The sequence below is a fragment of the Streptomyces sp. NPDC058239 genome, from assembly GCF_042882185.1.
Classification (GTDB): Bacteria; Actinomycetota; Actinomycetes; order Streptomycetales; family Streptomycetaceae; genus Streptomyces.
The window spans coordinates 420,843-446,580 of record NZ_JBHVWS010000001.1 but is presented as its reverse complement, the minus strand read 5'-3'; the positions used below and the strand labels follow the sequence as shown (position 1 = coordinate 446,580).

The 25,738-nt window shown below is 70.3% G+C and carries 26 protein-coding genes; 16 read left to right on the top strand and 10 right to left on the bottom strand.

The genetic code is table 11. From position 1 onward, the window contains the following. Positions 1–133: 133 nt before the first annotated feature. Together pdxH and ACFVYE_RS02075 are read left to right on the top strand one after the other, a co-directional pair. A complete protein-coding gene (pdxH, locus tag ACFVYE_RS02080; protein ID WP_389603723.1) occupies positions 134–760 on the top strand; it encodes a pyridoxamine 5'-phosphate oxidase in 627 nt (208 codons plus the stop codon). Between the two features lie 370 nt (positions 761–1,130). Beyond that, positions 1,131–2,486: a PAS domain-containing protein gene (locus ACFVYE_RS02075; RefSeq protein WP_389603618.1), complete on the top strand. Its 1,356-nt coding sequence runs from the start codon at positions 1,131–1,133 to the stop codon at positions 2,484–2,486. Between the two features lie 73 nt (positions 2,487–2,559). On the opposite strand, the gene ACFVYE_RS02070 is transcribed toward ACFVYE_RS02075, so the two are convergent. The 4 genes from ACFVYE_RS02070 to ACFVYE_RS02055 are packed head-to-tail and all read right to left on the bottom strand — an operon-like array spanning position 2,560 to position 6,165. Beyond that, a complete protein-coding gene (locus ACFVYE_RS02070; RefSeq protein ID WP_383961030.1) occupies positions 2,560–3,801 on the bottom strand; it encodes an ABC transporter permease in 1,242 nt (413 codons plus the stop codon). Further along, a complete protein-coding gene (locus tag ACFVYE_RS02065; protein ID WP_383961033.1) occupies positions 3,798–4,580 on the bottom strand; it encodes an ABC transporter ATP-binding protein in 783 nt (260 codons plus the stop codon). The genes ACFVYE_RS02070 and ACFVYE_RS02065 overlap by 4 nt, the downstream gene beginning before the upstream one ends. Next, entirely contained in the window at positions 4,577–5,617 is a 1,041-nt protein-coding gene (locus ACFVYE_RS02060; protein WP_383961048.1) for an efflux RND transporter periplasmic adaptor subunit, read from the bottom strand. Before ACFVYE_RS02060 ends, ACFVYE_RS02065 begins: the two co-directional genes overlap by 4 nt. A 14-nt stretch (positions 5,618–5,631) precedes the next feature. Continuing rightward, complete coding sequence (locus tag ACFVYE_RS02055; protein ID WP_383961034.1) at positions 5,632–6,165, bottom strand: hypothetical protein; 534 nt, start codon at positions 6,163–6,165, stop codon at positions 5,632–5,634. A gap of 127 nt (positions 6,166–6,292) precedes the next feature. Between ACFVYE_RS02055 and ACFVYE_RS02050 the strand changes: the two genes are divergently transcribed. Next, positions 6,293–7,057, top strand: a complete 765-nt coding sequence (locus ACFVYE_RS02050) for a response regulator transcription factor (protein ID WP_383961037.1) — start codon at positions 6,293–6,295, stop codon at positions 7,055–7,057. Positions 7,058–7,230: 173 nt separating this feature from the next. Here ACFVYE_RS02050 and ACFVYE_RS02045 read toward each other — a convergent pair whose 3' ends face one another. Next, positions 7,231–9,027, bottom strand: coding sequence for an AMP-dependent synthetase/ligase (locus tag ACFVYE_RS02045; RefSeq protein WP_383969656.1), 1,797 nt, complete (start codon positions 9,025–9,027; stop codon positions 7,231–7,233). Positions 9,028–9,307: 280 nt separating this feature from the next. On the opposite strand from ACFVYE_RS02045, the gene ACFVYE_RS02040 reads away from it, so the two are divergent. The 6 genes from ACFVYE_RS02040 (at position 9,308) to ACFVYE_RS02015 (ending at position 14,397) form a co-directional block, all read left to right on the top strand. Then, positions 9,308–10,114, top strand: coding sequence for a metallophosphoesterase (locus ACFVYE_RS02040; RefSeq protein ID WP_389603615.1), 807 nt, complete (start codon positions 9,308–9,310; stop codon positions 10,112–10,114). A 107-nt stretch (positions 10,115–10,221) separates the two neighbouring features. Further along, a complete protein-coding gene (locus tag ACFVYE_RS02035) occupies positions 10,222–10,671 on the top strand; it encodes an SRPBCC family protein (protein ID WP_389603613.1) in 450 nt (149 codons plus the stop codon). 4 nt (positions 10,672–10,675) lie between these two features. Next, positions 10,676–12,001: an ArsA family ATPase gene (locus tag ACFVYE_RS02030; protein ID WP_389603611.1), complete on the top strand. Its 1,326-nt coding sequence runs from the start codon at positions 10,676–10,678 to the stop codon at positions 11,999–12,001. Between the two features lie 83 nt (positions 12,002–12,084). Then, entirely contained in the window at positions 12,085–12,543 is a 459-nt protein-coding gene (locus ACFVYE_RS02025) for a DUF5304 domain-containing protein (protein ID WP_327275676.1), read from the top strand. A gap of 74 nt (positions 12,544–12,617) precedes the next feature. Further along, entirely contained in the window at positions 12,618–13,559 is a 942-nt protein-coding gene (locus ACFVYE_RS02020) for an ROK family glucokinase (protein ID WP_383969667.1), read from the top strand. A gap of 79 nt (positions 13,560–13,638) precedes the next feature. Beyond that, a complete protein-coding gene (locus ACFVYE_RS02015) occupies positions 13,639–14,397 on the top strand; it encodes an endonuclease/exonuclease/phosphatase family protein (RefSeq protein WP_389603609.1) in 759 nt (252 codons plus the stop codon). Between the two features lie 42 nt (positions 14,398–14,439). On the opposite strand, the gene ACFVYE_RS02010 is transcribed toward ACFVYE_RS02015, so the two are convergent. Both ACFVYE_RS02010 and ACFVYE_RS02005 read right to left on the bottom strand, forming a co-directional pair. Further along, positions 14,440–15,162 (bottom strand): hypothetical protein, encoded by a 723-nt coding sequence (locus ACFVYE_RS02010; RefSeq protein ID WP_383969673.1) that lies wholly within the window; start codon positions 15,160–15,162, stop codon positions 14,440–14,442. Further along, on the bottom strand, positions 15,155–15,934 hold the full coding sequence (locus ACFVYE_RS02005) for an alpha/beta hydrolase (protein ID WP_383969676.1): 780 nt from the start codon (positions 15,932–15,934) through the stop codon (positions 15,155–15,157). Before ACFVYE_RS02005 ends, ACFVYE_RS02010 begins: the two co-directional genes overlap by 8 nt. 195 nt (positions 15,935–16,129) lie before the next feature. On the opposite strand from ACFVYE_RS02005, the gene ACFVYE_RS02000 reads away from it, so the two are divergent. The 5 genes from ACFVYE_RS02000 to ACFVYE_RS01980 all read left to right on the top strand — a co-directional run bounded on the left by ACFVYE_RS02000 (position 16,130) and on the right by ACFVYE_RS01980 (position 21,075). Next, positions 16,130–16,873 (top strand): lysophospholipid acyltransferase family protein, encoded by a 744-nt coding sequence (locus tag ACFVYE_RS02000; RefSeq protein ID WP_383969679.1) that lies wholly within the window; start codon positions 16,130–16,132, stop codon positions 16,871–16,873. 50 nt (positions 16,874–16,923) lie between these two features. Then, on the top strand, positions 16,924–18,147 hold the full coding sequence (macS, locus tag ACFVYE_RS01995) for a MacS family sensor histidine kinase (protein WP_389603606.1): 1,224 nt from the start codon (positions 16,924–16,926) through the stop codon (positions 18,145–18,147). Next, complete coding sequence (locus ACFVYE_RS01990) at positions 18,144–18,836, top strand: response regulator (protein ID WP_383969685.1); 693 nt, start codon at positions 18,144–18,146, stop codon at positions 18,834–18,836. Before macS ends, ACFVYE_RS01990 begins: the two co-directional genes overlap by 4 nt. Before the next feature lie 109 nt (positions 18,837–18,945). Next, positions 18,946–19,974: a 6-phosphofructokinase gene (locus ACFVYE_RS01985; protein WP_383969687.1), complete on the top strand. Its 1,029-nt coding sequence runs from the start codon at positions 18,946–18,948 to the stop codon at positions 19,972–19,974. A gap of 99 nt (positions 19,975–20,073) precedes the next feature. Beyond that, positions 20,074–21,075: a 2-hydroxyacid dehydrogenase gene (locus ACFVYE_RS01980; protein ID WP_383969690.1), complete on the top strand. Its 1,002-nt coding sequence runs from the start codon at positions 20,074–20,076 to the stop codon at positions 21,073–21,075. 43 nt (positions 21,076–21,118) lie between these two features. Here ACFVYE_RS01980 and ACFVYE_RS01975 read toward each other — a convergent pair whose 3' ends face one another. Continuing rightward, positions 21,119–23,059 carry an anthranilate synthase family protein gene (locus ACFVYE_RS01975; protein WP_383969692.1) on the bottom strand — a complete coding sequence of 647 codons (1,941 nt, stop codon included), beginning with the start codon at positions 23,057–23,059 and terminating at the stop codon, positions 21,119–21,121. Between the two features lie 94 nt (positions 23,060–23,153). Then, a complete protein-coding gene (locus ACFVYE_RS01970; RefSeq protein ID WP_107408160.1) occupies positions 23,154–23,210 on the bottom strand; it encodes a trp operon leader peptide in 57 nt (18 codons plus the stop codon). Between the two features lie 103 nt (positions 23,211–23,313). Between ACFVYE_RS01970 and ACFVYE_RS01965 the strand changes: the two genes are divergently transcribed. Both ACFVYE_RS01965 and ACFVYE_RS01960 read left to right on the top strand, forming a co-directional pair. After that, positions 23,314–24,660: a class II 3-deoxy-7-phosphoheptulonate synthase gene (locus ACFVYE_RS01965; RefSeq protein WP_383969732.1), complete on the top strand. Its 1,347-nt coding sequence runs from the start codon at positions 23,314–23,316 to the stop codon at positions 24,658–24,660. A gap of 169 nt (positions 24,661–24,829) precedes the next feature. Then, positions 24,830–25,138 (top strand): bacterioferritin-associated ferredoxin, encoded by a 309-nt coding sequence (locus ACFVYE_RS01960; RefSeq protein WP_383969695.1) that lies wholly within the window; start codon positions 24,830–24,832, stop codon positions 25,136–25,138. Between the two features lie 15 nt (positions 25,139–25,153). On the opposite strand, the gene bfr is transcribed toward ACFVYE_RS01960, so the two are convergent. Next, positions 25,154–25,633: a bacterioferritin gene (gene bfr, locus ACFVYE_RS01955; protein ID WP_383969698.1), complete on the bottom strand. Its 480-nt coding sequence runs from the start codon at positions 25,631–25,633 to the stop codon at positions 25,154–25,156. Positions 25,634–25,738: the final 105 nt, after the last annotated feature.

Genomic DNA, 25,738 nt, shown 5'->3' with positions numbered 1-25,738 from the left:
ATCCGGCACAGCTTCCCGATTCACCGATGACGGGTTGACACCCCTCCTTGCCGGGAAGACTCGGTCGCTGCGGCAGGATGACCCCGTGCCCACCGCAGACTCCCCCTCCGATTCCACCACCGATCCGGCCGCGATGCGCGAGCAGTACCGCTCCGTGGCCTTCACCGAGGACACGCTGCCTGCCGACCCGATGCAGCAGTTCGCCCACTGGTTCCGGCAGGTAGCCGTGGGCGGGGTGCTCCACGAGCCCAACGCCATGGTGGTCTCCACCGCCACCCCCGAGGGCCGGCCGTCCTCACGCACCGTGCTGCTGAAGAAGTACGACGAACGCGGCTTCGTCTTCTTCACCAACTACGAATCCCGCAAGGGCCGCGAACTGACCGCCAACCCGTACGTCTCGTTGCTCTTCCCCTGGCACCCGATGGCCCGCCAGGTCGTCGTCACCGGCACGGCGGCCCGCGTCGGCCGCGAAGAGACGGTCGCCTACTTCCGCACCCGTCCGCACGGCTCCCAGCTGGGCGCCTGGGCGAGCGCCCAGTCGACGGTGATCGGCTCCCGCGACGAGCTGATCGAACGCTACGAGGAACTGGCCGCCCGCTATCCGGAGGGCGAACATGTCCCCGCGCCCCCTCAGTGGGGCGGTTTCCGCGTGGTCCCCGACACGATCGAGTTCTGGCAGGGCCACGAGAACCGGCTGCACGACCGGCTGAGGTATGTACGCGAGGGCGAGAAGTGGCGCGTCGAGCGCCTGTGCCCGTAATCCGCCCCATTCCCCTCCGGACATGCAGAAACCCGCAGGCTCTGGTTCCTCCGTGCACGAAGGAGCCGGCCGGACTTACCGGCGAGCCTGCGGGTCGGTGACTGCTTGGGTTTCGGCAGACAGCCTGCCGAGGTGCACTGTGTGCGACGACGGGCTGTCAGCCCGCAGCCACCTCACGAATCCGATAAGACTGCACTTTTCGGATCACCTCCTCTCAACGTGTACGGCACACACTAGGAACCCTTCCGGGACCGCACAACCGAATTAAATGGACCGGCCTATTTCAGAGAAGTCGGTGTGCGCTGGGACACGTTCGAGTTCAATGGTCTGACGTGCGGTAATGCCGGATACGTCCTGCGGGGGGTACGGGATGAGTGCGTCCACGAGCAGTGGGACGACCGACGCGCTCGAGCCCGAAGAGGGTCCGAGGGCGGGGCCCGGGGCCGAGTTGCTTGCGGCGCTGCTCGACGGGATGGATGCGGCGCTCTGCGCGTTCGACGCGGACGGCACCATCACCCACTGGAACCGTGAGGCCGAGCGGATTCTGGGCTGGTCCGCCGAGGAGGCCGTGGGCCGGCCCGGGTTTGCCGGCTGGGCGGTGCGGCGGGCGGATGCGGGGGAGGTGCAGGGGCGGCTGATGGCGGCCATGGACGGTGCCGGTCGCCGGGTGCATGAGTTCGCCCTGCTGCGCAAGGACGGTGGGCGGGTGCTCGTGCGGACGCAGTCGGCGGGGGTCCGGGGTGCGGACGGGAAGCCGGCCGGGGTGTACTGCGCGTTCGGGGAGGTGCATGCGCAGATCGATCTGGAGCGGTCGATCGCGCTGAGTGAGGCGCTGTTCGAGGACGCGTCGTGGGGTGTGGTGCTCGTGGACGCCGATCTGCGCCCGACGGTCGTCAACGCACACGCGGCACGGGCGCTGGGCGGCGGTCGTACGACGCTGCTGGGCCGCCCGCTGGGGGAGTTGATCGCGCAGGGCGTCGAGGATCTGGAGGGCGCGCTGCAGCACGTACTCGCCGAGGGCGCACCGCCGGCGCCCGCCGAGTTGTGGGTGACGTTGCGGACGGCGGAGGGGGAGCGGCGGCATTGCTGGCGCAGTGGTTTTCTGCGGCTGGCGTCGCCGCTTGCGGAGGAGCCGGTCCCGTTGGGGGTCGGCTGGCTGTTCCAGGACGTGACCACGGAGAAGCTGGCGGCGCAGGAGGCGGACCGGGTGCGGTTCCGCTCGAACCAGTTGCACCGGGCTTCGCGGTCGGCGTCCGAGTGCGAGGACCCGATGGAGGCGGCGACGTCGTATCTGGACTATGCGCTCGCGGGTTTCGCCGACCATGTGCTGGCCGACCTGGTGGCGGGGGAGCGGTTGGTGCGGGTGGCGGCGACCCCGTCCGGTGAGCCGGGTCCGTGCCTGCTGGTGGCCGGCGGCGGTATTCCGCTGCGGTACACGCCGGGGCACCCGGCTCTTCAGGCGGTGGACCGTACGGGTTCGGTACGGTCCAGCGCGGGGGCGGGGCCCGGGGCCGGGGTGTGGGCGGCCGAACGGCAGTGGCCGGGGGATTCGGTGCACGCGCTGTGCGCGGTGCTGCGGAGCAGGGGGCGGACGCTGGGTGTGGTGACGTTTCTGCGCTCCGCTCATCGCACGGCCTTCGAACGCCCCGACGCGGCGTACGCGGAGAGCGTGGCGGTCCGGGTCGCGGCAGCGGTGGACCTGGCGCAGGTGACGAAGCGGCCGTAGGCGACGCGGTTGGGCCAGGGGTGTGCCGGGCCCCGTCGCGGAGCCCGGCACCGCCCCCGGCCGGGGCCCGTCCTCACGCCGCGTGCAGCGCCAGCGTCGGTGAGAGACGGGACGCCCGCACCGCCGGGTAGAGGCCCGCGATCGTGCCGATCACCAGCGTCGCGCCGAAGCCGCCGCCGACCGCCCACGGCGGCACCACCCAGGGCAGCCCGCCGGAGTACGCGTACACCCCGGTCGCCGCCGCGCCGAGCGCCACGCCCGCCAGGCCGCCCAGGCCGGAGAGCATCAGCGACTCCGTGACGAACTGGATGCGGATCTGGCCCCGGGTCGCGCCGAGCGAGCGGCGCAGCCCGATCTCGTACCGCCGCTCCAGCACCGAGATGATCATGGTGTTGGCGACCCCGACGCCGCCGACGAGCAGCGCGATGCCGCCCAGGCCCAGCAGCAGGCTGCTGAACGCCCCCTCGGTCGCCGCCTTCGCCCGGAGCGCCGACGACGGGTCGGTGACCTTCACGTTCTGCGGGTTCTGCGGGTCGACCGTCGCCGCCATGACCTTGCGCACGTCCTGTACCGCCGCGTCGGCCGAGCGCTCGTACACCGATGTGGGGTGGCCCTCGAAGCCCAGCAGGCGCTTCGCACCCTCCCAGCCGACCAGTGCGGAGCGTTCGATCTCCGGGGCGAGCGGCAGCGGGGCGAGGATGCCGACCACGGTGAAGTACCGGTCGCCGATCCACACCTGCCGGCCCGGAGCGGTGATGCCGAGACGCTCCGCGGAGACATGGCCGAGCACGACGGAGGGGTAGCGTCCGGTCGCGCTGTTGAGCCAGCTGCCGCTGCGGACCTCGCCGCGCAGCACCCGCAGCAGGTCGCCGGTGGTCGCCTTGACGGTGATCCCGCCCGTATCGTCCTTGTCGATCTTCTCGTTGCGGCGGGCGGTCGCGTCGAGGTCGGCGGTCGCGCCCACCCCCTGGACGCCTTTGATCCGGCCCACCATCCCGACCGCGTCCTCGGGCAGCTCGACGTCCTGCCCGGCGAACATCGAATCGCCGGGGGAGGCCACGAGCAGGTTGGTGCCCAGCTTGTCGAGCTCCCGGAGCAGCTGGGCCTGGCTGGAGGCGGAGATGCCCACCACCGAGATCATCGTCGCGATACCGATGGCGATGCCCAGGGCGGAGAGCACGACCCGCATCGGCCGGCTGCGCAGCCCCGCCGAGCCGACGTGCAGCACGTCCCGGGGGCCGAGCCGGGCCGCTTTCAGCCGCCCCCGCCCCCGGCCCCGGCCGCCGGCGTCGCGGTCCGCGCGCCGCGCCCTCACTGGTCCGCTCCCGTCGCGGCGGCGGAGCGGTTGTTTCCGGAGCCGTCGTGCACATCCGTGGACGGATCGTGCATGCCCGTGGACGGATCGCTTCCGTCCGCGGACGGATTGCGTACGTCCGCGACCACCTGGCCGTCCCGGATGCGCACCTCGCGCGGCAGGTCCCTGGCGATCTCGGTGTCGTGCGTGATGACCGCGATGGTGGCGCCCTCCCGGTTGAGGTCGCGCAGCAGCTTCATCACCGCTTCCCCTGATGCCGAGTCGAGCGCCCCGGTCGGTTCGTCGGCCAGCAGCAGCGCGGGTTCCCCCACGACGGCCCGTGCGATGGCGACCCGCTGTTTCTGTCCGCCGGAGAGCTGGTGCGGTTTGTGGTCGAGGCGGTCGGCGAGCCCGACCCGCTCCAGCGCTTCGGCGGCCCTGCGGCGGCGTACGGCACGGGACAGGCCCGAGTACAGCAGGCCTTCCGCGACGTTGTCGCGGGCGCTGACGCCCGGCACCAGGTGGAACGCCTGGAAGACGAAGCCGACGTGCTGGGCACGCAGCGCGGAGAGCCTGCGGTCGGAGAGCGCCGCCACGTCGTGCCCCGCGATGTGGACGGACCCGGCGGTGGGGCGGTCCAGGGTGCCGATGATGTGCAGCAGTGTGGACTTGCCGGAGCCGGACGGGCCGACGATGCCGAGGAGTTCGCCCTCCTCGACGGTGAGGTCCACCCCGCGCAGGGCGGCGACCGGGCCCGGGTACTCCTTGGTGACGCCCCTGAGGCCGACGACCGTGTTCATATCTTCGGCACCCCGACCTTCATGCCCTCGCGCAGCCCGCCGCCGGACACCTCGACCCGGCCCTCGGCGAACATGCCGAGTTCGACCTTCACGTCGCGGACCGTGCCGCCCTGGACGACCTGGAGGCCGAAGCCGCCGCCGGGCAGCGCGAGCAGCGCGTTCACCGGGACGCTGAGGACGTCCTTGTGCAGCTCGCCGGTCAGGTTCACCGTGACCGGCGCCTGGTCGAAGCCGCCGACCTTGGCCGGCTTGTCGAAGGAGACGGTCAGGGTGACCTTGGGGCTGTTGTCCTGCGGGTCGTTGCCGGGCTTCGCCGTCCGGCCGACCGAGGAGACCGCCCCGGCCGCGCTGCTGCCGTCCGGCAGATCGACGGTGACCTTGGTGCCCGCCTTGGCGAGCTGGCTCTCGGCGACGTCGAGCTCGAACGTCACGATGCGCTCGGAGCCGGTCGTGGTGAGGACCGGAGCGCCGGGCTGGGCCAGTTCGCCGACGGCCGCCTCGACGCTCTTGATCCGGACCTCCCCCGGGGCGAAGGCGATGTCCTGCGGCCCCACCGTTCCGGTCCGCTGGCTGTCGTGGGACTTCTGCCAGCGCTTGACGGCGGCCGCGGTCAGCTCGGTGTACTCGTCGTCCGGGGTGAAGCCGGTGTAGCCGAGCTCTACGAGATTGCGCTCCAGCTGCTCCACGTCCCGGCCCCGGTCGCCCGGCTTCAGCGTCCGGTACATCGGTCCCGAGCCGTACATCAGCCACACCGCCCGGCCGTCGACCTCGTACAGCCGCTCGTTCCGCTTGACGGTCGAGCCGGTGCGCGGGGTCCAGGTCATGGTGCCCGCCGCGCCCGCGTTGACCTTGCGCTGCTTGTCGTAGCCGAGCGTCCCGTCCGCCTGGGCGCTGTCGCGCAGGTCGCCGCGCTCGACCGCGGCGGTGGCCGGGGGCAGCCCGGTGTTCTTCGGGCCGCCCGTCTCCTCGGCGGAGCCGAACCGGGTGAGAGCCAGTGACCCGGCCGTCACGGCGAGCACCGCCGCGGCGGCCACCATGACGCGTCCGCGCCTCACCGCCCGGCGCCTTCGCACGCCGCGTTGGCCTTCTCGAACTTCTTCATGTCTTTCTGCTGCATCGCGGGCGCCTGCGCCATCCCGCCGTCGAACTTCGGGTCGGGCATGTCGATGCCGTTCTTGCGCATGCACCGGGCGAAGGCGAGCATCTTGTCCTTCTGGGCCTGGGTGATCTCCTTGGGCCCGCCGCCGACCGCCTTGTCCTGGCAGGCCTTGAACGCCTTCTCCATCTCCTTCTTGCTCTTGCCGCCGCCGTTGATGGTTATTCCGTGGCTGTTCTCGCCCGGCTTCGGCTCCGGGACGTCCAGACCCTGCTCCCGCAGGCACTTGCGGTGCTCCAGGGCCTGGTCCTCCTCCGTCTTCTTGGTGTCCGAAGCCGATCCGCCGCTCTTGGTTCCGCTTCCGCTTCCGCCGCCGTCGCCCGAGCAGGCGGTGGCCGACAGGACGACGGCGGCGGCGATCAGGCAGGCGGCGGCGACGCCGCGACTTTGTGCGCGGGAGGTGGTCCGGTGGAAAATGGTCGGGTTCATGAGGGCTCCTCGTCCGTTGCTGACAGGCCGGGTACGAACGGCTTGAGCGTGCGCGAGGACGCGGTTTCGTTTCTCTCAGCCCGGATGCTTACACCGACGAAACATCGCTTTGGGTTACACAGGACCCATGCGTGTGCTGGTGGTGGAGGACGAGGAATTCCTGGCCGGGATGATCGCCGAGGGGCTGCGCCGCGACGCCGTCGCGGTGGACATCGCCCCCGACGGCCGGGCGGCGCTGGACCGGCTTCGGTTCGGCGCGTACGACGTAATGATCCTCGACCGCGATCTGCCGGGGCTGCACGGCGACGAGGTGTGCCGGCGGGTCGTCGGCATGCGCCTGCTGACCCGGATCCTGATGCTCACCGCGTCCGGGACGGTACGGGACCGGGTGGCCGGCCTCGGGCTCGGCGCCGACGACTACCTGACCAAACCGTTCGCGTACGACGAACTCCTCGCCCGGGTCCTGGCGCTCGGCCGCCGTGCCCGCCCTGCTCTCCCGCCGGTCCTTCAACGGGCCGGGCTGACGCTGGACACCGCCCGCCGCCAGGTCTGCCGCGACGGCCGCTACCTCTCGCTCTCACGCAAGGAGTTCGCCGTGCTGGAGACCCTGCTGCGAGCCGAGGGCGCGGTCGTCAGCGGCGACGACCTGATCGAGGAGGTGTGGGAGGAGGACACCAGCTACCGCACCAACGCGGTCCGCGTCACGTTGTCCAAGCTCCGCGCCAAACTGGGCGCGCCCCCGGTGATCGAGACGGTTCCGGGGGCCGGCTACCGCGTCGGGGACGGCCTCGCCGACGGACCCGGGGACCACGGCCCCGCGACCGGACCGGTGAACGGGTCGGCGGACCAGCCGGACGACGACTCCGCGAACCGGCCGGGGGAGGGCCGGTGAGCAGCGAGCGCGCCCGGCTCACCGCGCTGTACGGCGGACTGCTGGTGCTGGCCGGCGCCCTGCTGGTGGGGCTGGTCTACCTGCTGGTCAGCGAGGGCCTCTACGCCAGTGTGCTGACCGCGGTGGGCCCCGCGGGGCCCCCCCGGGGCCCCCCCCCCCCCCCGCGCCTCGGGTCAGCCCCGGTAGATCGACTCGACCTCGTCCGCGAAGTCCTTCGCCACCACATTCCGCTTCAGCTTCAGCGACGGTGTGATGTGACCGGCCTCCTCGGTGAACTGGGAAGCCAGGATGCGGAACTTGCGTACCGACTCCGCCTTGGACACCGCGGCGTTCCCGTCGTCCACCGCCCGCTGCACCTCGGCCAGCAGCTCCGGGTCCTCACGCAGCGACACGGCCGTCGAGCCGGCCGGCTTGCCGTGCTCCTCGGCCCAGCGGCCCAGGAACTCCTCGTCCAGGGTGATCAGCGCGCCCACGAACGGCCGCCCGTCGCCGACCACCATGCACTCGGCGACCAGGGCGTGCCCGCGGATGCGGTCCTCGATCACCGCGGGAGCGACGTTCTTGCCGCCCGCCGTGACGATGATCTCCTTCTTGCGTCCGGTGATCGCGAGATAACCGTCCTCGTCGAGCGTGCCGATGTCGCCCGTGTGGAACCAGCCGTCGGCCAGCGCCTCGGCCGACGCCGCCTCGTTGTTCCAGTAGCCGGTGAACAGGTGCTCGCCATGCAGCAGTACCTCGCCGTCGTCGGCGATCCGGACGACCGAACCGGGGAGCGGCTGGCCGACCGTACCGATCTTCTGCCGGTCCCACGGATTGAACGCGGTGGCCGCGCACGTCTCGGTGAGGCCATAGCCCTCGAGCACCGTGAAGCCGATACCGCGGTAGAAGTGGCCGAGCCGCTCGCCCAGCGGTGCGCCGCCGGAGATCGCGTACTCGCCGCGTCCGCCGAGGACGGCCCGCAGTTTGCCGTAGACCAGCCGGTCGAAGACCTTGTGCTTGAACTTCAGGCCCATGGACGGGCCCTGAGGAGTACCCAGCGCGCGGCTGTAGGCGATCGCCGTGTTCGCGGCCTTGTCGAAGATCTTGCCCTTGCCGTCGGCCTGCGCCCTGGCGCGCGCCGAGTTGTAGACCTTCTCGAAGACCCGCGGCACGCCGAGGATCAACGTCGGCCGGAAGGAGGCCAGTTCATCGGTGAGGTTCTTGATGTCCGGTACGCAGCCGAGCTTGATCGGGGCCATCACCGAGGCCACCTCGACCAGCCGTCCGAAGACATGCGCGGCGGGCAGGAAGAGCAGCACCGAACACTCGCCGGTACGGAAGAGGGGCTTCAGCCGCTCCACCACATTGCCGCACTCCGCGAAGAAGCTGCGGTGCGTGAGCACACAGCCCTTGGGACGGCCGGTGGTGCCCGAGGTGTAGACGATGGTGGCCGGGTCGTCCGCCTTGGCGCTCGCCATCCGAAGGTCCAGGGTCTCGTCCGAGACGTCCTCGCCGGTCGCCGACAGCTGACGGACCGCGTCGTCATCGATCTGCCAGATGCCCTTCAGAGCAGGCAGATCCGCCTGGACCGAGACCACGGAGGCCTGGTGATCCTCCGACTCCACGATGCACAAGGTGGCACCGGAGTCACCGAGGATCCACTGGATCTGCTCGGGCGAGCTGGTCTCGTACACCGGGACGGAGACCGCGCCCGCGCTCCAGATCGCGAAGTCGAGCAGTACCCACTCGTAGCGGGTGCGGGAGAGCAGGGCCACCCGGTCGCCCGCTTCGATGCCCGCGGCGATCAGGCCCTTGGCGACGGCTCTGACCTCGGCCAGGAACTGCGTGGCGTCGACATCGGTCCACACCCCCGCCACTTTGCGGCTCATCACCGCAACATCGGGATGCTGAGCGGCATTGCGGCGGATGAGATCCGTCAGGTTGCCGTCCGAGGGGACCTCGTACAGGGCCGGAAGGCTGAACTCGCGCAAAACTGCTGCTCCTCATCGGGCTCCGGTGCCACGGCTCTGTGTGACGCACCGGCTGCGGTCCAAGATTGGCGGGTGCTCAGTGGGGTGAGCACGACTGGACTGCCCGGACGTTACCCACCAGTACTCGGTTCCCGATAGGGGGTTCAGGCCAGATGTCTTATGCGTCACACACAACGGTGATCCTTGCGCGCACAGTAGTCCACTGTGGTTACCACCCGGAGGTCGTCGCAGGTCCGGCGGCCTCTACCCAGGTGGACAGCAGAGTTCTAGGGTGATCGTCATGCCAGCCGGACCGAACAGCCGAGAAATCTCGACCGCGCGGCGCACGCGCGTTCATGTGGTCAGTGACGTACACGGCAGCACCGAGGCCCTGGCCCGCGCCGGGGACGGCGCCGACGCGCTGATCTGCCTCGGTGACCTTGTGCTCTTCCTCGACTACGCCGACCACTCGCGCGGCATCTTCCCCGATCTGTTCGGCGTGGAGAATGCCGACCGGATCGTCGAACTGCGCACCGCTCGCCGCTACGAGGAGGCCCGCGAGTTCGGCCGCGACCTGTGGGCGGGCATGGACCGCAACGCCGCGATCGTCTCGGCGGTGCGCAAGCAGTACGCCGAACTCTTCGCCGCCTTCCCCACCCCGACGTACGCCACCTACGGCAACGTCGACATCCCCGATCTGTGGCCCGAGTACGCACGCCCGGGCACCACCGTCCTCGACGGCGACCGCGTCGAGATCGGCGGCCGCGTATTCGGCTTCGTCGGCGGTGGCCTGAAGACCCCGATGAACACCCCGTACGAGATCGGCGACGAGGAGTACGCGGCCAAGATCGAGGCCGTCGGCCCGGTCGACGTGCTCTGCACCCACATTCCCCCCGAGGTGCCGGAGCTGACGTACGACACGGTGGCGCGGCGCTTCGAGCGCGGCAGCCGGGCCCTGCTCGACGCCATCCGCAGGACCCGCCCCCGCTACGCATTGTTCGGCCATGTCCACCAGCCGCTGGTCCGCCGGATGCGGATCGGCACCACCGAATGCGTGAACGTCGGCCACTTCGCGTCCACCGGCAGGCCCTGGGCCCTGGAATGGTGACCGCGACGGCACCGGACCCTGGAACGAGGCGCCGCGCACACGCGATAGCCTTCTGACGGCAGGCCTCTGCCGACGCACCGGTACACCGCACTGGAGGAGCCACGGCGATGGCTGAACACACCAGCTCGAGCATCACGATCGAGGCGGCGCCGGCCGACGTCATGGGAGTGATCGCCGACTTCGCCCGCTATCCGGAGTGGACCGGCGAGGTCAAGGAGGCCGAGGTCCTCTCCACCGACGACCAGGGCCGCGCCGAGAAGGTCCGTCTCGTCCTCGACGCCGGAGCGATCAAGGACGACCACACCCTCGCGTACACCTGGATCGGCGACTACGAGGTCAGCTGGACCCTCGTCAAGTCCCAGATGCTGCGCGCCATCGACGGCTCCTACGCGCTGGCCCCGCTCGGCGACGGCGACCGCACCGAGGTCACCTACCGGCTGACCGTCGACGTCAAGATCCCGATGCTCGGCATGATCAAGCGCAAGGCCGAGAAGGTCATCATCGACCGCGCCCTGGCCGGCCTGAAGAAGCGCGTCGAGTCCGTCCCGAAGGTCTGACCCGGTGCGTACGGTCCTCGTCACCGGCCCCGGCGGCGCCGGCCGTACCACCGTCGCGGCGGCGACCGCGCTGGCCGCGGCCCGTCGCGGGCGCCGCACCCTGCTGCTCTCCGCCGACGCCATACCCGGCTTCCCCGAAGGCACGGAACCCACCGAGGTCACGGACGGCCTGTGGTCCGCCCGCATCGACTCCGGCGAACACTTCCGCAGCGAACTGCTGACCCTCCAGGACCAGGCGTCCGGCGTGCTCGACCTGCTCGGCGGGAACCGGCTGGACGGCGAGGAACTCACCGAACTCCCCGGCAGCGCCCAGCTCGCCCTTCTGCACGCCCTGCGCCGCGCCGCCCGGGGCGACTGGTCGCCGGGCAGCTACGAACTCCTCGTCGTCGACCTGCCGCCGCTGCGCGAGGCGCTCGCCGTACTCGCCCTGCCCGAACAGCTGCGCCGCTATCTGCGCCGGCTGCTGCCCCAGGAACGCCAGGCCGCACGCGCCCTGCGCCCGATGCTCGCCCAGCTCGCCGGCGTACCCATGCCCGCCCAGTGGCTGTACGAGGCCGCCGCCCGCAGGGACGCCGAGCTGGCCGCCGTCCAGACACTGATCGAGGACCGCAACACCACGCTGCGGCTGGTCGCCGAACCCGGCCCCGCCGCCGAGGACGCCCTGCGCACCGCCCGCACCGGACTCGCCCTGCACGGCCTGCGCGTCGACACCCTCGCGGTGAACCGGGTACTGCCCAGGCACTCCGGCGACCCCTGGTTCGCGGCCCTCGCCGCGCAGCAGGAGAAGACCATCGACCACTGGTACGAGGAATGGGTGCCCGCGGCAGCCCTGTGCGAAGTGCCCCACCTCGGCCGCGATCCGCGGGGCCTGGACGACCTCACCCTCCTCGACACCGGAGCCGGCTCCACCGTCTTCGAGGAGGCGGGCACCGGCGGCGGTCTCTTCGAGGGCGACGGACTCGCCGTGGAACTGGACGACCGGAGCCCCGGCCGGGCCGACGACCCCTGGTGGATCGAGGACCCGAACGCCCCGGACGGCCTGGACGAGCTGCGGCCGCTGCTGCCCGGCAGCCGGATCGTGACCGCCCCGCCGCCCGGCGAGGGCGACTGCGTTCTGGTCTGGTGCCTCCCCCTGCCCGGCGCCGTCAAGTCGGACCTCCAGCTGGTGCGCCGCGGCGACGAACTCCTCCTCACCGTGGGCCCGTTCCACCGGATCGTCCCCCTGGAGTCCGGGCTGCGCCGTTGCACCGTCTCCGGCGCCGCCCTCACCGACGGGGTGCTCCGGGTCAGGTTCACGCCGGACCCCGGTCTGTGGCCCCGGACGAGCTGAACGACGCATCACGGTTCGGGTAACGTCGGTAGTACGTGTCCCGTATGCCGGGCCGCCGGTAAACCACGTCGCAGGAGACCGCCATGAGCGAAGCCACCGATCGTCCCGTCGACGACGACGCGTGGGCGAAGGCCTGCGCAGAGGACCTCGAAGCGGAGAAGGCCCGCCGCCGCGCCCAGCACGGCCCGCCGCCCGGCTCCGCGGCCGAGGAACTGCGCAAGCTGGTCGACGCCGTGGCCGACAAGGTCTCGTCCCTCCGGTCGCCGCTGTTCGGCGCGGCGGCCCAGGGCACCGTGCAGCAGATCATCAAGCAGGCCAAGTCCGCCGTCGAGCCCGTCATCGAACGCAATCCGGACGTCTTCGACCACATCGCCGCGGCCGGCAACGAACTCCTCGCCGCCTACCGCTCCGCCGTGGAAGGCCAGGAACGCCGCTGGACCCAGGGCGCCGGGGCCCCCGCAGGCACCGAAAAGAAGGCCGACGACCCCACCGACCCGCGAGACGAGGGCCCCGCCGCGGGCGAACACATCGACCTGGACTGACCGGCACCGATGGGTCGGGTCCCCGGCTCGGGTACCGTTGGTCACAGCGGGGCTCGACCGAAACTGAGGGATTCATGGGACTCACCATCGGCGTCGATATCGGCGGCACGAAGATCGCAGCTGGAGTGGTCGACGAAGAGGGACAGATCCTCTCGATGTTCAAGGTGCCGACCCCGCCGACGGCTGAAGGCATTGTCGACGCGATCGCGACGGCCGTGTCCGGGGCGAGCGAGGGCCATCAGATCGAGGCCGTCGGCATCGGCGCCGCCGGATATGTCGACGACAAGCGCGCCACCGTGCTGTTCGCGCCGAACATCAACTGGCGGCACGAGCCGCTGAAGGACAAGGTCGAACAGCGCGTCGGCCTTCCGGTCGTCGTCGAGAACGACGCCAACGCCGCCGCCTGGGGCGAATACCGCTTCGGCGCCGGACAGGGCCACGACGACGTCATCTGCATCACTCTCGGCACCGGTCTCGGCGGCGGCATCATCATCGGCAACAAGCTGCGCCGCGGACGCTTCGGTGTGGCCGCCGAGTTCGGCCACATCCGGGTCGTCCCGGACGGGCTGCTCTGCGGCTGCGGCAGCCAGGGCTGCTGGGAGCAGTACGCCTCCGGGCGTGCGCTCGTCCGCTACGCGAAGCAGCGCGCCAACGCCACCCCGGAAAACGCCACGATCCTGCTGTCGCTCGGCGACGGCACGGTGGACGGCATCGAGGGCAAGCACATCAGCCAGGCCGCACGCCAGGGCGACGCGGTGGCGATCGACTCGTTCCGCGAGCTGGCCCGCTGGGCCGGCGCCGGACTTGCCGACCTCGCCTCGCTCTTCGACCCGTCCGCGTTCATCGTCGGCGGCGGCGTTTCGGACGAGGGCGAGCTCGTCCTCGACCCGATCCGCAAGTCGTTCCGACGCTGGCTGATCGGCGGCGAATGGCGTCCGCACGCCCAGGTGCTCGCGGCCCAACTGGGCGGCAAGGCAGGTCTGGTGGGCGCGGCCGACCTGGCCCGCCAGGGCTGAACCAGCCGGAACCGGACAGAGCCGGACGCCTGTCGCGCCCCCTGGGGGAGCGGCGGGCGTCCGTCGTATCGTGAGACGCATGGTCCTGACGCCGCTGCCCGACTCCCGTACCGAGCCGGATGGTTCGGCCGTCATCAGAGTGCTCAGCTACAACGTCCGGTCGATGCGCGACGACTGCGAGGCACTGGCCCGCGTCATCAGCGCCTGCGCCCCCGACCTCGTCCTCATCCAGGAAGCCCCGCGCTTCTTCCGCTGGCGCAAGCGCGCCGCCTGGCTCGCGGCCCGCACCGACCTGGTTGTCCTGAGCGGCGGCGCCACGGCGGCCGGGCCGCTGCTCCTCTGCTCGCTGCGGGCCACCGTGGAGCGGACACAGGACGTGCTGCTGCCACTCACCCCCGGACTGCACCGCAGGGGCTTCGCCACATCGGTGGTACGGATCGCGGGCACCCGCATCGGTCTGCTGAGCTTCCATCTGAGCCTGCAGCGCGACGAACGCCTGGTCCAGACGGAGATGCTGCTGGAACAGCTGGACGCGATGGGCGTCGAGCACGCCGTCGCGGCCGGCGACCTCAACGATGTACCGACCGGGACCGCGTTCCGGCGGCTGGCCGGGCGGCTTCAGGACTGCTGGGCCGTGAGGCCATGGGGTGACGAGAACACCTTCTCGCCGGACCGACCGCGGCGGCGCATCGACGCGGTGTTCGCGACGGGCGGGATCGAGGTGCTCGGCTGCGGTGTCCCCGCAGGGCTGCCCGGTGTCACTGACGCGGACCTGCGGGCGGCCACGGACCACCTGCCGGTGCTGGCGGCACTACGGGTGCCCGCGACCAGGCCTTGAGCTGCGCGACAGCAGCTCAAGGCCACCTCGACCGGCCCGGTCTCAGACCACCGCTCCGCGCCCCGGGTCGTCGCCGTCCTCGTCGTCGCCATCCATCCGCGCCACCAGTGTGACGAAGCCGCCCAGGAAGCCGCCGACGCAGACCGTCGTGAGCCACCAGGTCATGTCCCATCGCAGCAGCACCGCGACCAGCATCAGCACCGGACCGCCGACGACCGCCAGCCAGGCGAACTTCGCCGTGACATCGGCCTCCGGCAGCGGCGGCGGCTCCGGAGGGACGAAATGCCCCTCGTCGCTGTCGCCGATGTCGCCGTCCTTCGGCTCCTCGACCTCGTAGTCGCGCGGACCGGCGACGCCGGGGGCGAACACGATCGAGCTGCCGAGCGGCTTCTCCGGCGGCTTCGGGGTCTTCTTCCCGACACCCTTGTCCGGATCCAGGACGCCCGACTGATCGTCCTCCGGCAGTACGAGATCCTCGATCGACCTGAACGGCTTGGCGCCCGGCGGGTCCGGCGGCTCCTCGCCGTACCCCGCCACGATCGCCTTCCACACGGCGTCCTCGTCGACCGACGGGTCGGACCGCTCGCCGTCGGCGCCCGGCTGCACTTTCTGGGCAGCAGCATCCTGCGGCCCCGTACCATCGTCGGGGACGGACGTCCCCTCCGCGGGAAGAGCCGCTCCCTCCGCGGGGAGAGCAGCTCCTTCCGCGGGCAGGGGCTCGCGCCCCTCCTCGCTGCCCGCGCGCTCCGCGTCGTGCTCAGCCACCTGACGTGCTCCCCTTCTTTCCTGCGCTCGGAGCGAGGCGGCCGATGAACCGGTAGCTCTCGTCGAAGATCCGCTCCGCATCGTGGTCCAACGTCGCCACGTGGTAGCTCTGTTCCAACAGGATCTCCTCGACATCCGTCGACGACACCCGGCTGAGGATCCGGGCCGAGTCGGCGGGCGGCACCACATGGTCCTGCGGGCTGTGCAGCAGGACGATCGGCTGGGTGACCTGGGGCAGCTCGGCGTCGACCAGGCGGAAGAAATTCCGCAGCGAATGCGCCGCGTGCAACGGCACCCGGTCGTACCCCACCTCGGCGGAGCCCTCCAGGGCGATATCGCTCGCCAGCCCCTTCGTCGTCCGCACCAGATGGCGGGCGACCGGCAGCGCGTACGCCGACAGGCCGTGCACCTTGTTCGCCGGATTGACGAGCACCAGACCGCTGATCGCGTCCCCGTGCTTCGCCGCCAGCCGCAGCGTGAGCGCGCCGCCCATGGAGAGCCCGAAGACGAAGACCTGGCTGCACCGCTCCAGCAGGGCGCGCAGCTCCCGGTCCACCTCCGCGTACCAGTCCTGCCAGCCCGTGAGCTGCATGTCCTCCCAGCGGGTGCCGTGCCCGGGCAGCAGCGGCAGCGACACGGTGAGCCCGCGCTCCGCCAGATGGTCGGCCCAGGGGCGCAGCGACTGCGGGGAACCGGTAAATCCGTGACAGAGAAGGACGCCGACCTCTCCGCCCTCGTGGCGGAACGGCTCGGCTCCAGGCAGGACCGGCACCGGGGTCTCCTGTTCATGAGGCTCGAAGGGGAGCGAGAGGGGGGAGTGCAGAAGGATTACTTCACCGTACGCGACCGGACCGACACCGACCAGGGCCGTCACGGCCCCGGCCGCCGCTTCGGCTCCGTGCCGGGCGGGAGCGCGGACGGCCCCACGGGTTAAGGTCTGTCGGACAGCACACAGGAGGCACCCGAGTTGATCTACGGCGCAATGAAGTTCTCCATCGGCGGGTCGTTGAAGCTCGCCTTCAGGCCATGGGTGGAGGGCCTGGAGAACATCCCCGCGCAGGGACCGGCGATTCTCGCGAGCAACCATCTGTCGTTCTCCGACTCCTTCTTCCTGCCGGCCGTCCTGGACCGCAAGGTCACCTTCATCGCCAAGTCCGAGTACTTCACCGCGCCCGGCGTGAAGGGCAAACTGACCGCCGCGTTCTTCAAGGGCGTCGGCCAGCTCCCGGTGGACCGCTCGGGTGCCCGAGGCGCCGGCGAGGCGGCCATCAAGGCGGGCATCGAGGTCATCGAAAGCGGCGGGCTCTTCGGTATCTATCCGGAGGGCACCCGCTCGCCCGACGGCCGTCTCTACCGCGGCAAGCCCGGCGGACTCGCCCGGGTGGCGCTGGCCACCGGAGCGCCCGTCATCCCCGTCGCGATGATCGACACGGAGAAGATCCAGCCACCGGGCCAGGTGATCCCCAAGCTGATGCGGCCGGGGATCAGGATCGGCAAGCCGCTCGACTTCAGCCGCTACCACGGCATGGAGGGGGACCGCTTCATCCTGCGCTCGGTCACCGACGAGGTGATGTACGAGATCATGAAGCTCTCCGGCCAGGAGTACGTCGACATCTACGCGACCGCCGCCAAGCGGCAGATCGCCGACGAGGTGAAGCGCCGCGCCGAGGAGCAGAAGCAGGCGGGCAGAGAGTCCGGAACGCAAGGGTGACGGAACGGTCCGGCGCGTAACCGCGTCGTTTCCGTCCGGGGGGTGGGGAAATGGCCAGGCGCGAGCGGGTCGTGCGCATGTCGGTCGAGCAGCCGCTGTGGCGTGCGCTGACGGCGTACCGCATTCTGACGATGGTCTACGCGGTCCTGCTCGCCGTCTTCGGCCGGGACAAGTACGAGCGGCCCTGGGTGGCCGTCGTCTTCCTGGTGGTGATGGCGGCCTGGACGCTGGGTACCCTCCCGAAAGTCGCGGGCGCCGTCGCCTGCACCAAACGCTTCCTCGGCGCCGACCTGGCCCTCGCCCTCGTCGGTATCCTCCTCACCCCGCTCGCCGACTTCGACGCCCAGCACATCGACGGTCCGACGCTGTCGTCCATCTGGACCGCGGGCGCCGTGCTGGCCTTCGCGATCAAGGGCGGCTGGCGCTGGGCGGCCTTCGCCTCCACCTTCGTCGCCGTCGCCAACATCATCGAGCGCGGCGAGCCCAGCCGGGACACCTTCCACAATGTCCTGCTGGTCTGGGTCGCCTCCATCGCCATCGGTTACGTCGTGGAGGTGGCCAGGGCCAGTGAGCGCACCCTCGCCCGCGCCCTGGAGATCGAGGCCGCCACCCGCGAGCGGGAGCGGCTGGCCCGCGACATCCACGACAGCGTGCTCCAGGTCCTCGCGATGGTGCAGCGCCGCGGCACGGCGCTGGGCGGCGAGGCCGCCGAACTGGGCCGGATGGCCGGGGAGCAGGAAGTCGCCCTGCGCACCCTGGTCTCCAGCGGTCTGGTGCCCACCACCCGGGTCTCCGAGGACTTTGCCGAGGGCGCAGTGGTCCGCAGCGTCGAGGTCGACGACGAACCGTCCGGGCAGGCCGAATGCGATCTGCGCTCCCTGCTTGCCCCGCACGCCGGCTCCCGGATCAGCTTCGCGGAGCCCGGCGCACCGGTGCTGCTCGCTCCCGGGGCGGCGAAGGAACTGGCGGCCGCTGTCAATGCCGCCCTGGACAATGTCCGTGTCCATGCGGGGGAGAATGCCCAGGCCTGGATCCTCGTCGAGGACTGGCCGGACGAGGTGATCGTGACGGTCCGGGACGACGGCCCCGGCATCCCGGACGGGCGGCTCGCCCAGGCCGAGGGGGAGGGGCGGATGGGGGTCGCCCTGTCGATCCGGGGAAGGCTGCGTGACCTGGGCGGCACGGCGGAGTTGATTTCGGTGCCCGGCCAGGGCACCGAGGTCGAGTTGAAGGTTCCGAAGGTTTCACGGGGGAAGGCAGGATCAGCAAGATGAGCACGGAGAACATCCAGCGTGCCGAGGAGCGGACCATCAGGGTGATGGTCGTCGACGACCACCCGATGTGGCGCGATGCCGTCGCCCGCGACCTTTCCGAGTCCGGTTTCGAAGTGGTGGCGACCGCCGGTGACGGGCCGCAGGCCGTCCGCAGGGCGAAGGCCGCCACCCCCGACGTCCTCGTACTCGACCTCAATCTGCCCGGCATGCCCGGCGTACAGGTCTGCAAGGAACTCGTCGGCTCCCACCCAGGACTGCGTGTCCTGGTGCTCTCCGCGAGCGGCGAGCACGCCGACGTACTGGAGGCGGTCAAGTCCGGCGCCACCGGCTATCTGCTCAAGTCGGCCAGTACGCAGGAGCTGACCGAGGCCGTGCGGTCCACCGCCGTCGGCGATCCCGTCTTCACCCCGGGCCTTGCCGGACTGGTCCTCGGCGAGTACCGCAGGCTCGCCTCCGACCCCACGCCCGTCGCGTCCGACGAGCCCAAGGCCCCGCAGCTCACCGAGCGCGAGACCGAGGTGCTGCGGCTGGTCGCCAAGGGGCTCTCCTACAAGCAGATCGCCGAGCGTCTGGTCATCTCGCACCGCACCGTCCAGAACCACGTGCAGAACACCCTGGGCAAGCTCCAGTTGCACAACCGGGTGGAGCTGGTGCGGTACGCGATCGAGCGTGGCCTCGACGACGCCTGACCCAACCCGCCCGGATTGCACGGAATTTGACCTTCCGACCCATCCCTGAGTGACCTGGATCACGATTAGCGTGGTCATCAGTGAGCTCACTCGGCGAAGGGATGCTTCCATGCGGGTCGGAGTACTGACCGGGGGCGGCGACTGCCCCGGGCTCAATGCGGTCATCCGCGCCATCGTCCGCAAGGGCGTGCAGGAGTACGGCTACGACTTCATCGGATTCCGGGACGGCTGGCGCGGCCCGCTGGAGGGCGAGACGGTGCCGCTCTCCATTCCGGCGGTGCGCGGCATCCTGCCGCGCGGCGGCACCATCCTCGGTTCCTCGCGCACCAATCCACTCGGCGCGGAGCACGGCGTCCGTCGGATCAGGGACAACCTCGCCAAGTACGAGGTCGATTCGCTCATCACGATCGGCGGCGAGGACACCCTCGGCGTGGCGGCGACCCTGTCCGACGAACACGGCATCAAGTGCGTCGGCGTTCCCAAGACCATCGACAACGACCTCTCCGCCACCGACTACACCTTCGGATTCGACACGGCTGTCGGCATCGCGACCGAGGCCATCGACCGGCTGCACACCACCGCCGAGTCCCATATGCGGGTTCTCGTCGTCGAGGTGATGGGCCGTCATGCGGGCTGGATCGCGCTCCACTCGGGACTGGCCGGCGGTGCGAATGTCATCCTCATCCCGGAACAGCGCTTCGACATCGATCAGGTATGCGCCTGGGTGACCTCCCGTTTCAGGGCGAGCTACGCACCGATAGTGGTGGTCGCCGAAGGAGCCATGCCCGCGCAGGGCGAGATGATTCTCAAGGACGGATCACACGACTCCTTCGGCCATGTCCGGCTCTCCGGCGTCGGCGAATGGCTGGCCAAGGAGATCGAGAGCCGCACCGGCAAGGAGGCCAGAACGACCGTCCTCGGCCATGTCCAGCGCGGCGGCACCCCCAGCGCCTTCGACCGCTGGCTGGCCACCCGCTTCGGCCTGCACGCGATCGATGCCGTGCGGGACGGCGACTTCGGCACGATGGTCGCCCTGAAGGGCACCGGCATCGTCCGGGTGCCGATCGCGGAGGCGACCGCCCGGCTCAAGACCGTCGACCCGGCCCTCTACGCGGAGGTAGGTGTCTTCTTCGGCTGAGCGGCGCACCGGGGACCGGACGGCGCACCGGGGGCATGGGTCGTATATTCGCGATGACCGGCCCATGTCCCCTGATCTGCGCAATGAACGGGAGAAGTCGTGGAGATCCTGGCATTCGGTGTGCAGTCCGACGAGAAGCCGCTGCTCGAGAAGGCCTTCGCCGGGCAGCACGAGGTCCGTTGCCTGGACGTCTTCCTCACCAAGGACACCGCCCCCATCGCGGCGGGCCACGAGATCATCTCCACCAGCGTCAACGCCGACCTGGGCAGCAGCGTCCTGCAGACCCTCGCAGCGGGTGGCACGCAGATGATCGCCCAGCGCTCCACCGGCTTCAACAACATCGATCTCGATGTCGCCGAGCGGCTGGCCCTGCGGGTCGCCCGCGTCTCCTACTACTCGCCATACTCGGTCGCGGAATTCGCGTGGACGCTCGCGATGGCGGTCAACCGCCGCATCATCCGGGCCGCGAGCCGCACCCGCGATTTCGATTTCCGGCTCGACGGCCTCCTCGGCCGGGACATGCACGGCCGCACGGCCGGCGTGATCGGTACGGGCAAGATCGGCGAGGCCTTCACCCGGATCGCCCACGGCTTCGGCATGAAGCTGCTCGGCTGGGACGTCGTCGAGAATCCCGCCTGCGTCGGGCTCGGCATGGAATACGTGGAGAAGGAACAGCTCCTCGCCGATTCCGACCTGATCAGCCTGCATGTCCCGCTGCTGCCTTCGACACACCACATCATCGGCAAGGACGCCCTGGCACACATGAAGGACGACGCGATCCTGATCAACTCCAGCCGCGGCGGACTCATCGACTCCACGGCGCTGGTCGCCGAGTTGCGCGCGGGCCGTCTCCTGGGTGTCGGACTCGATGTGTACGAGGCGGAGGCCGGGCTCTTCTTCCTCGACAAGTCCCTGGAGGGTGTCGACGACGACACGCTCGCCCGGCTCGTCACCTTCCCGAACGTCGTCGTGACCTCACACCAGGCGTACTACACCCAGGACGCCGTGGCCCAGATCATCGACGCCACCGTCCAGAACGTCGCCGACTATCTGGCCGGCCGCCGCAGCGACAACGTCCTCGTCCCGGTGCTTTCCCGGTGAACCGGGACCCCGGTGCTCCTCCGGGGTCCCCGACGAGCCCCCTTCAGCCGGCCACCGGCAGCCCTGCCAGCAGCCCGGCCACGATCGTCGCGCCGCGCAGTGTCAGCACCGACTCCGGGTGGAACTGCACCGAGGCGAAGCCCGGACCGCGCAGCGCGTGCAGCTCCCCGGTCGCCTCGTCCAGGCTCGCCTCGATACCGTGCGCCGCCAGCTCGTCGACCGCGCCGTCGTCGCAGCGCGCGGTGAAACTGTTGTAGAAGCCGACCGTCTCCGGCCGCCCGAACAGATCGATCCGGGTCTGCGTGCCCTGGTACGGCACGGTCTTGCGGACGATCTCCAGACCCAGCTCCGCCGCGATCAGCTCATGGCCGAGGCAGACCCCCAGCAGCCCGTGGCGGTGATCACGGACCAGCTCCGCGGCGAACTCGCGCAGCAGTCGCATCTTCGGGTCGGTGGTGTCACCCGGATCCCCGGGCCCGGGGCCCAGCACGACCGGACCCTCGTGCGCCCGTACGCGCTCGCGCAGCCCCGGCTCGTCGTAGCGGCGCACCGAAACCTCCAGACCCGAGGAGCGCAGCAGATGCGCCAGCATCGCGGTGAAGGTGTCCTCGCCGTCGATCACCAGCGCATGGCCGGACAGCTCGTGCGTACGCTCCTGCATCCGCAGCCAGAACGGCGCGAGACCGCCGCGCCGGGCGTCCAGTGCCGCCTGCACCCGCGGATCGCCCGCCAGCTGCGGACGTGTCGCCTCGGCCCGCGGCCGGCCCGGCCGCACCCCCAGTGCGGCCAGCACGCCGGCCGCCTTCGCATGGGTCTCGGCGACCTCGCTGTCCGGATCGGAGTGGCGTACGAGCGTCGCCCCGACCGGTACCTGCAAATGCCCGTCGGCCGAGATGTCGGCGGTACGGATCAGGATCGGTGAGTCCAGGGTCTGTGCCCCGCCCGGCTCCTGCCGCAGGAGCGCCAGCGCGCCCGCGTAGTAGCCGCGGCCGCCGGGCTCGTACCGCTCGATGACCCGGCAGGCGTTCTGCACGGGGGAGCCGGTGACCGTCGCCGCGAACATGGTCTCCTTCAGCACCTCCCGCACATCCAGCGAGGAACGCCCGCGCAGCTCGTACTCCGTGTGTGCGAGATGGGCCATTTCCTTGAGCCGCGGCCCGACCACCACCCCGCCCATGTCGCCGACGGTGCACATCATCTTGAGTTCCTCGTCGACCACCATGGAGAGCTCGTCCCTCTCCTTGCGGTCGGAGAGGAAGGCCAGCAGATTCCCGACGGTCGGGCCCTCGGCGGGGTAGCGGTACGTCCCGCTGATCGGGTTCATCACGACCGTCCCGCCGGACATCCGCACATGCACCTCGGGGCTGGCACCGACGAGCGTCCGCCCGCCCGTCGCCCGCCGCCCCGATGACGAGGGCCCTTCGGGCCCGCTGTCACCTGTGTGCACGACGAACGTCCAGTACGCGCCCCGCTCACCGGCCAGCAACCGCCGGAAGAGGGCCAGGGCGTCGGCCCGGCCGAAGCCGGGGATCTCGCCCCGGAAGGTCCGCCGGACGACGAAGTTCGCTCCCTCTCCCTGCCCGATCTCGTCCTCGATGACCCGCCGGACGATCCCGGCGTACTCCTCGTCGGGGACATCGAAGGCGCCGCCCTCGACCCGCACGTCATGGGCCGGCAGGTGGTCCAGCACCTCGGCCAGCGGCAGCTCGTACGTCTCCTCCGCGGCCAGCACGGACAGCGGCGTCCCGTCGTCGCGCACATCGAAACCGCGCTCGGCGATCTGCCGGAACGGCACCAGGGCGAGCGAGGGCAGCGCACCGACCGGGAGATCGGCGAGCCGGTCCGCTTCCCGCACCCGGCCGATCAGCACCTCGACGGTGTCCTGGTCGTGGCCGGGGGTGCGCCGGCGCAGCAGCGCGAACGGCGGGCAGTCGTCACGGAGAAGCCTCTCGATGACGAGGTCCGTGCGGTGAGGCTGAGACATCGGGGGTGTTCCTTCCGGATGGAGGAACGGCTCCTGAAACGCAGAGAAGGCCGCCCCTCGGGCGGCCTTCGCGTGGTCTGTTGCGCGCGATCGATCAGTGGGCCGCCGGATGAGCGGTCCACCACCAGTTCTGGTTTGTCTGCGCGAACATGTTCCGAACCCTAACGGATGACCACGTCATCCGAGCGCGCGTCTCAACTATTGAGCCTACGGATGGACGCACCGCCGGACCCCGTAATGTTGTCGGTGTGACCGTGAACGCCAATACCTCCGTCGCCGGTGGCAACACCTGGCAAGACCTTCCCGCGGCGCAGCAGCCCGAGTACCCCGATGCCGAGGCTCTGCGCGATGTACTCGCGGACCTCGCGTCGTATCCGCCGCTCGTCTTCGCGGGCGAGTGCGACCAGCTGCGCGCCCGCATGGGAGCCGTCGCCAAGGGCGAGGCGTTCCTGCTGCAGGGCGGTGACTGCGCCGAGGCCTTCGACGCCGTGTCGGCCGAGCACATCCGGGCCAAGCTGAAGACGCTGCTCCAGATGAGCGCCGTCCTGACCTACGCGGCCTCCGTACCCGTCGTCAAGGTGGGCCGGATCGCCGGGCAGTACTCCAAGCCGCGCTCCAAGTCGACCGAGACCCGCGACGGCGTCACCCTGCCGACCTACCGCGGCGACTCCGTCAACGGCTTCGCCTTCACCGAGGAAGCCCGGGTCCCGAACCCGGAGCGGCTGAAGCAGATGTACCACGCATCCGCTTCCACGCTGAACCTCGTCCGTGCCTTCACCACCGGCGGTTACGCCGACCTGCGCCAGGTGCACGCCTGGAACCAGGACTTCGTGAAGTCGTCGCCGTCCGGACAGCGCTACGAGGCGCTCGCCCGCGAGATCGACAACGCGCTGAACTTCATGAAGGCGTGCGGTACGGACCCGGCCGAGTTCAAGGCGGTCGAGTTCTACTCCTCGCACGAGGGTCTGCTGCTGGACTACGAGTCGGCGCTGACCCGCACCGACTCGCGCACCGGCCGGCTGTACGACACCTCCGGCCACATGGTCTGGATCGGTGAGCGCACCCGCCAGATGGACGGCGCGCACATCGAGTTCGCCTCGAAGATCCGTAACCCCATCGGCATCAAGCTCGGCCCGACGACCACCGTCGACGAGGCGCTCGGCTACGTCGAACGCCTCGACCCGGAGCGCGAGCCCGGCCGGCTGACCTTCATCGTCCGCATGGGCGCCGACAAGGTCCGCGACAAGCTTCCCGCGCTGGTCGAGAAGGTCACCGCCTCCGGGGCGGTCGTCGCCTGGGTCACCGACCCGATGCACGGCAACACCTTCGAGGCGGCCTCCGGCCACAAGACCCGTCGCTTCGACGACGTCCTGGACGAGGTCAAGGGCTTCTTCGAGGTGCACAAGGGCCTCGGTACGCACCCGGGCGGCATCCACGTCGAGCTCACCGGTGACGATGTCACCGAGTGCGTCGGCGGCGGCCACGAGATCTTCGTGGACGATCTGCACCAGCGCTACGAGACGGCATGCGACCCGCGGCTCAACCGCAGCCAGTCCCTCGACCTGGCGTTCCTGGTCGCCGAGATGTACCGGGACCAGTAGGCATCACCGCAGGCAGCGCGCGTACGACTGTGGGGCACGGATCGATGTGATCCGTGCCCCACAGGGCGTTCGGAGGCTTTCAAGGGCTTGGAGCGCCGGGTAAGGTTAGGTTAGCCTCACCGATTAACGGGGTGGCGCCGACGACCGATCCCGCCGGGAGGTGAACCGCATGTACGTCTGCTCGTGCTTCGGCATTACGGAGAAGCAGGTCAAGGAGCATGCGGAAGCCGGGGCGTGCACGCCCCGGCAGATAGCCTCCGCCTGCAAGGCGGGTACGGATTGCGGCGGCTGCGTCCGCGCGATCCAGGCCGTGCTCGGCCGCGGCGCCTGCCCGAGCCGCGAGCTGATCAACCGGAAGCGGACGCCGGGCACTGCCGCCGATGCCGCCACGGACACCGTCCCCGAGATCGATCCGGGTATCGCTCCCGGCACCGCCCCGGGCATGGCCCCGGGCATCCGGCTCCCCGAAGCGGCCTGATCCGCCGGGCAGGCCCTAGCTGTCGGGCTGCTCGATCTGCTGGGCGATGTAGAGCGGCTCGCCGAGCTTCTCGACCAGTTCCAGCTGGGTGTCGAGGTAGTCGATGTGGTGCTCCTCGTCCTCCAGGATCGACTCAAAGATGTTTGCGGACGTGATGTCGCCCTTGCCGCGCATCAGCTCGATCCCGCGCTTGAGGCGGTCGATCGCCTCCACCTCGACCTGGCGGTCGGCCTGGAACATCTCGGTGACGGTCTGACCCACCCGTACGTGGAACAGCCGCTGGTAGTTGGGCAGTCCTTCGAGGAAGAGAATGCGGTCCGTGAGGATCTCGGCGTGCTTCATCTCGTCGAACGACTCGGAGCGGGTGTACTTCGCGAGCTTCGTCCAGCCGAAGTTGTCCTGCATCTTTGCATGCAGGAAGTACTGATTGATGGCGGTCAACTCGGCGGTCAGCTGCTCGTTCAGGAACTCAAGGACCTCGGGGTCGCCCTGCATCGCAGAGGCTCCTTCCAACCGGTGAACTGGGCAAGTTGGCCGCATCCTCGCACCGCACCCGGTGATCGTCCAGTAAGTACATGCTTAGTACGAGTTGCCTGAATT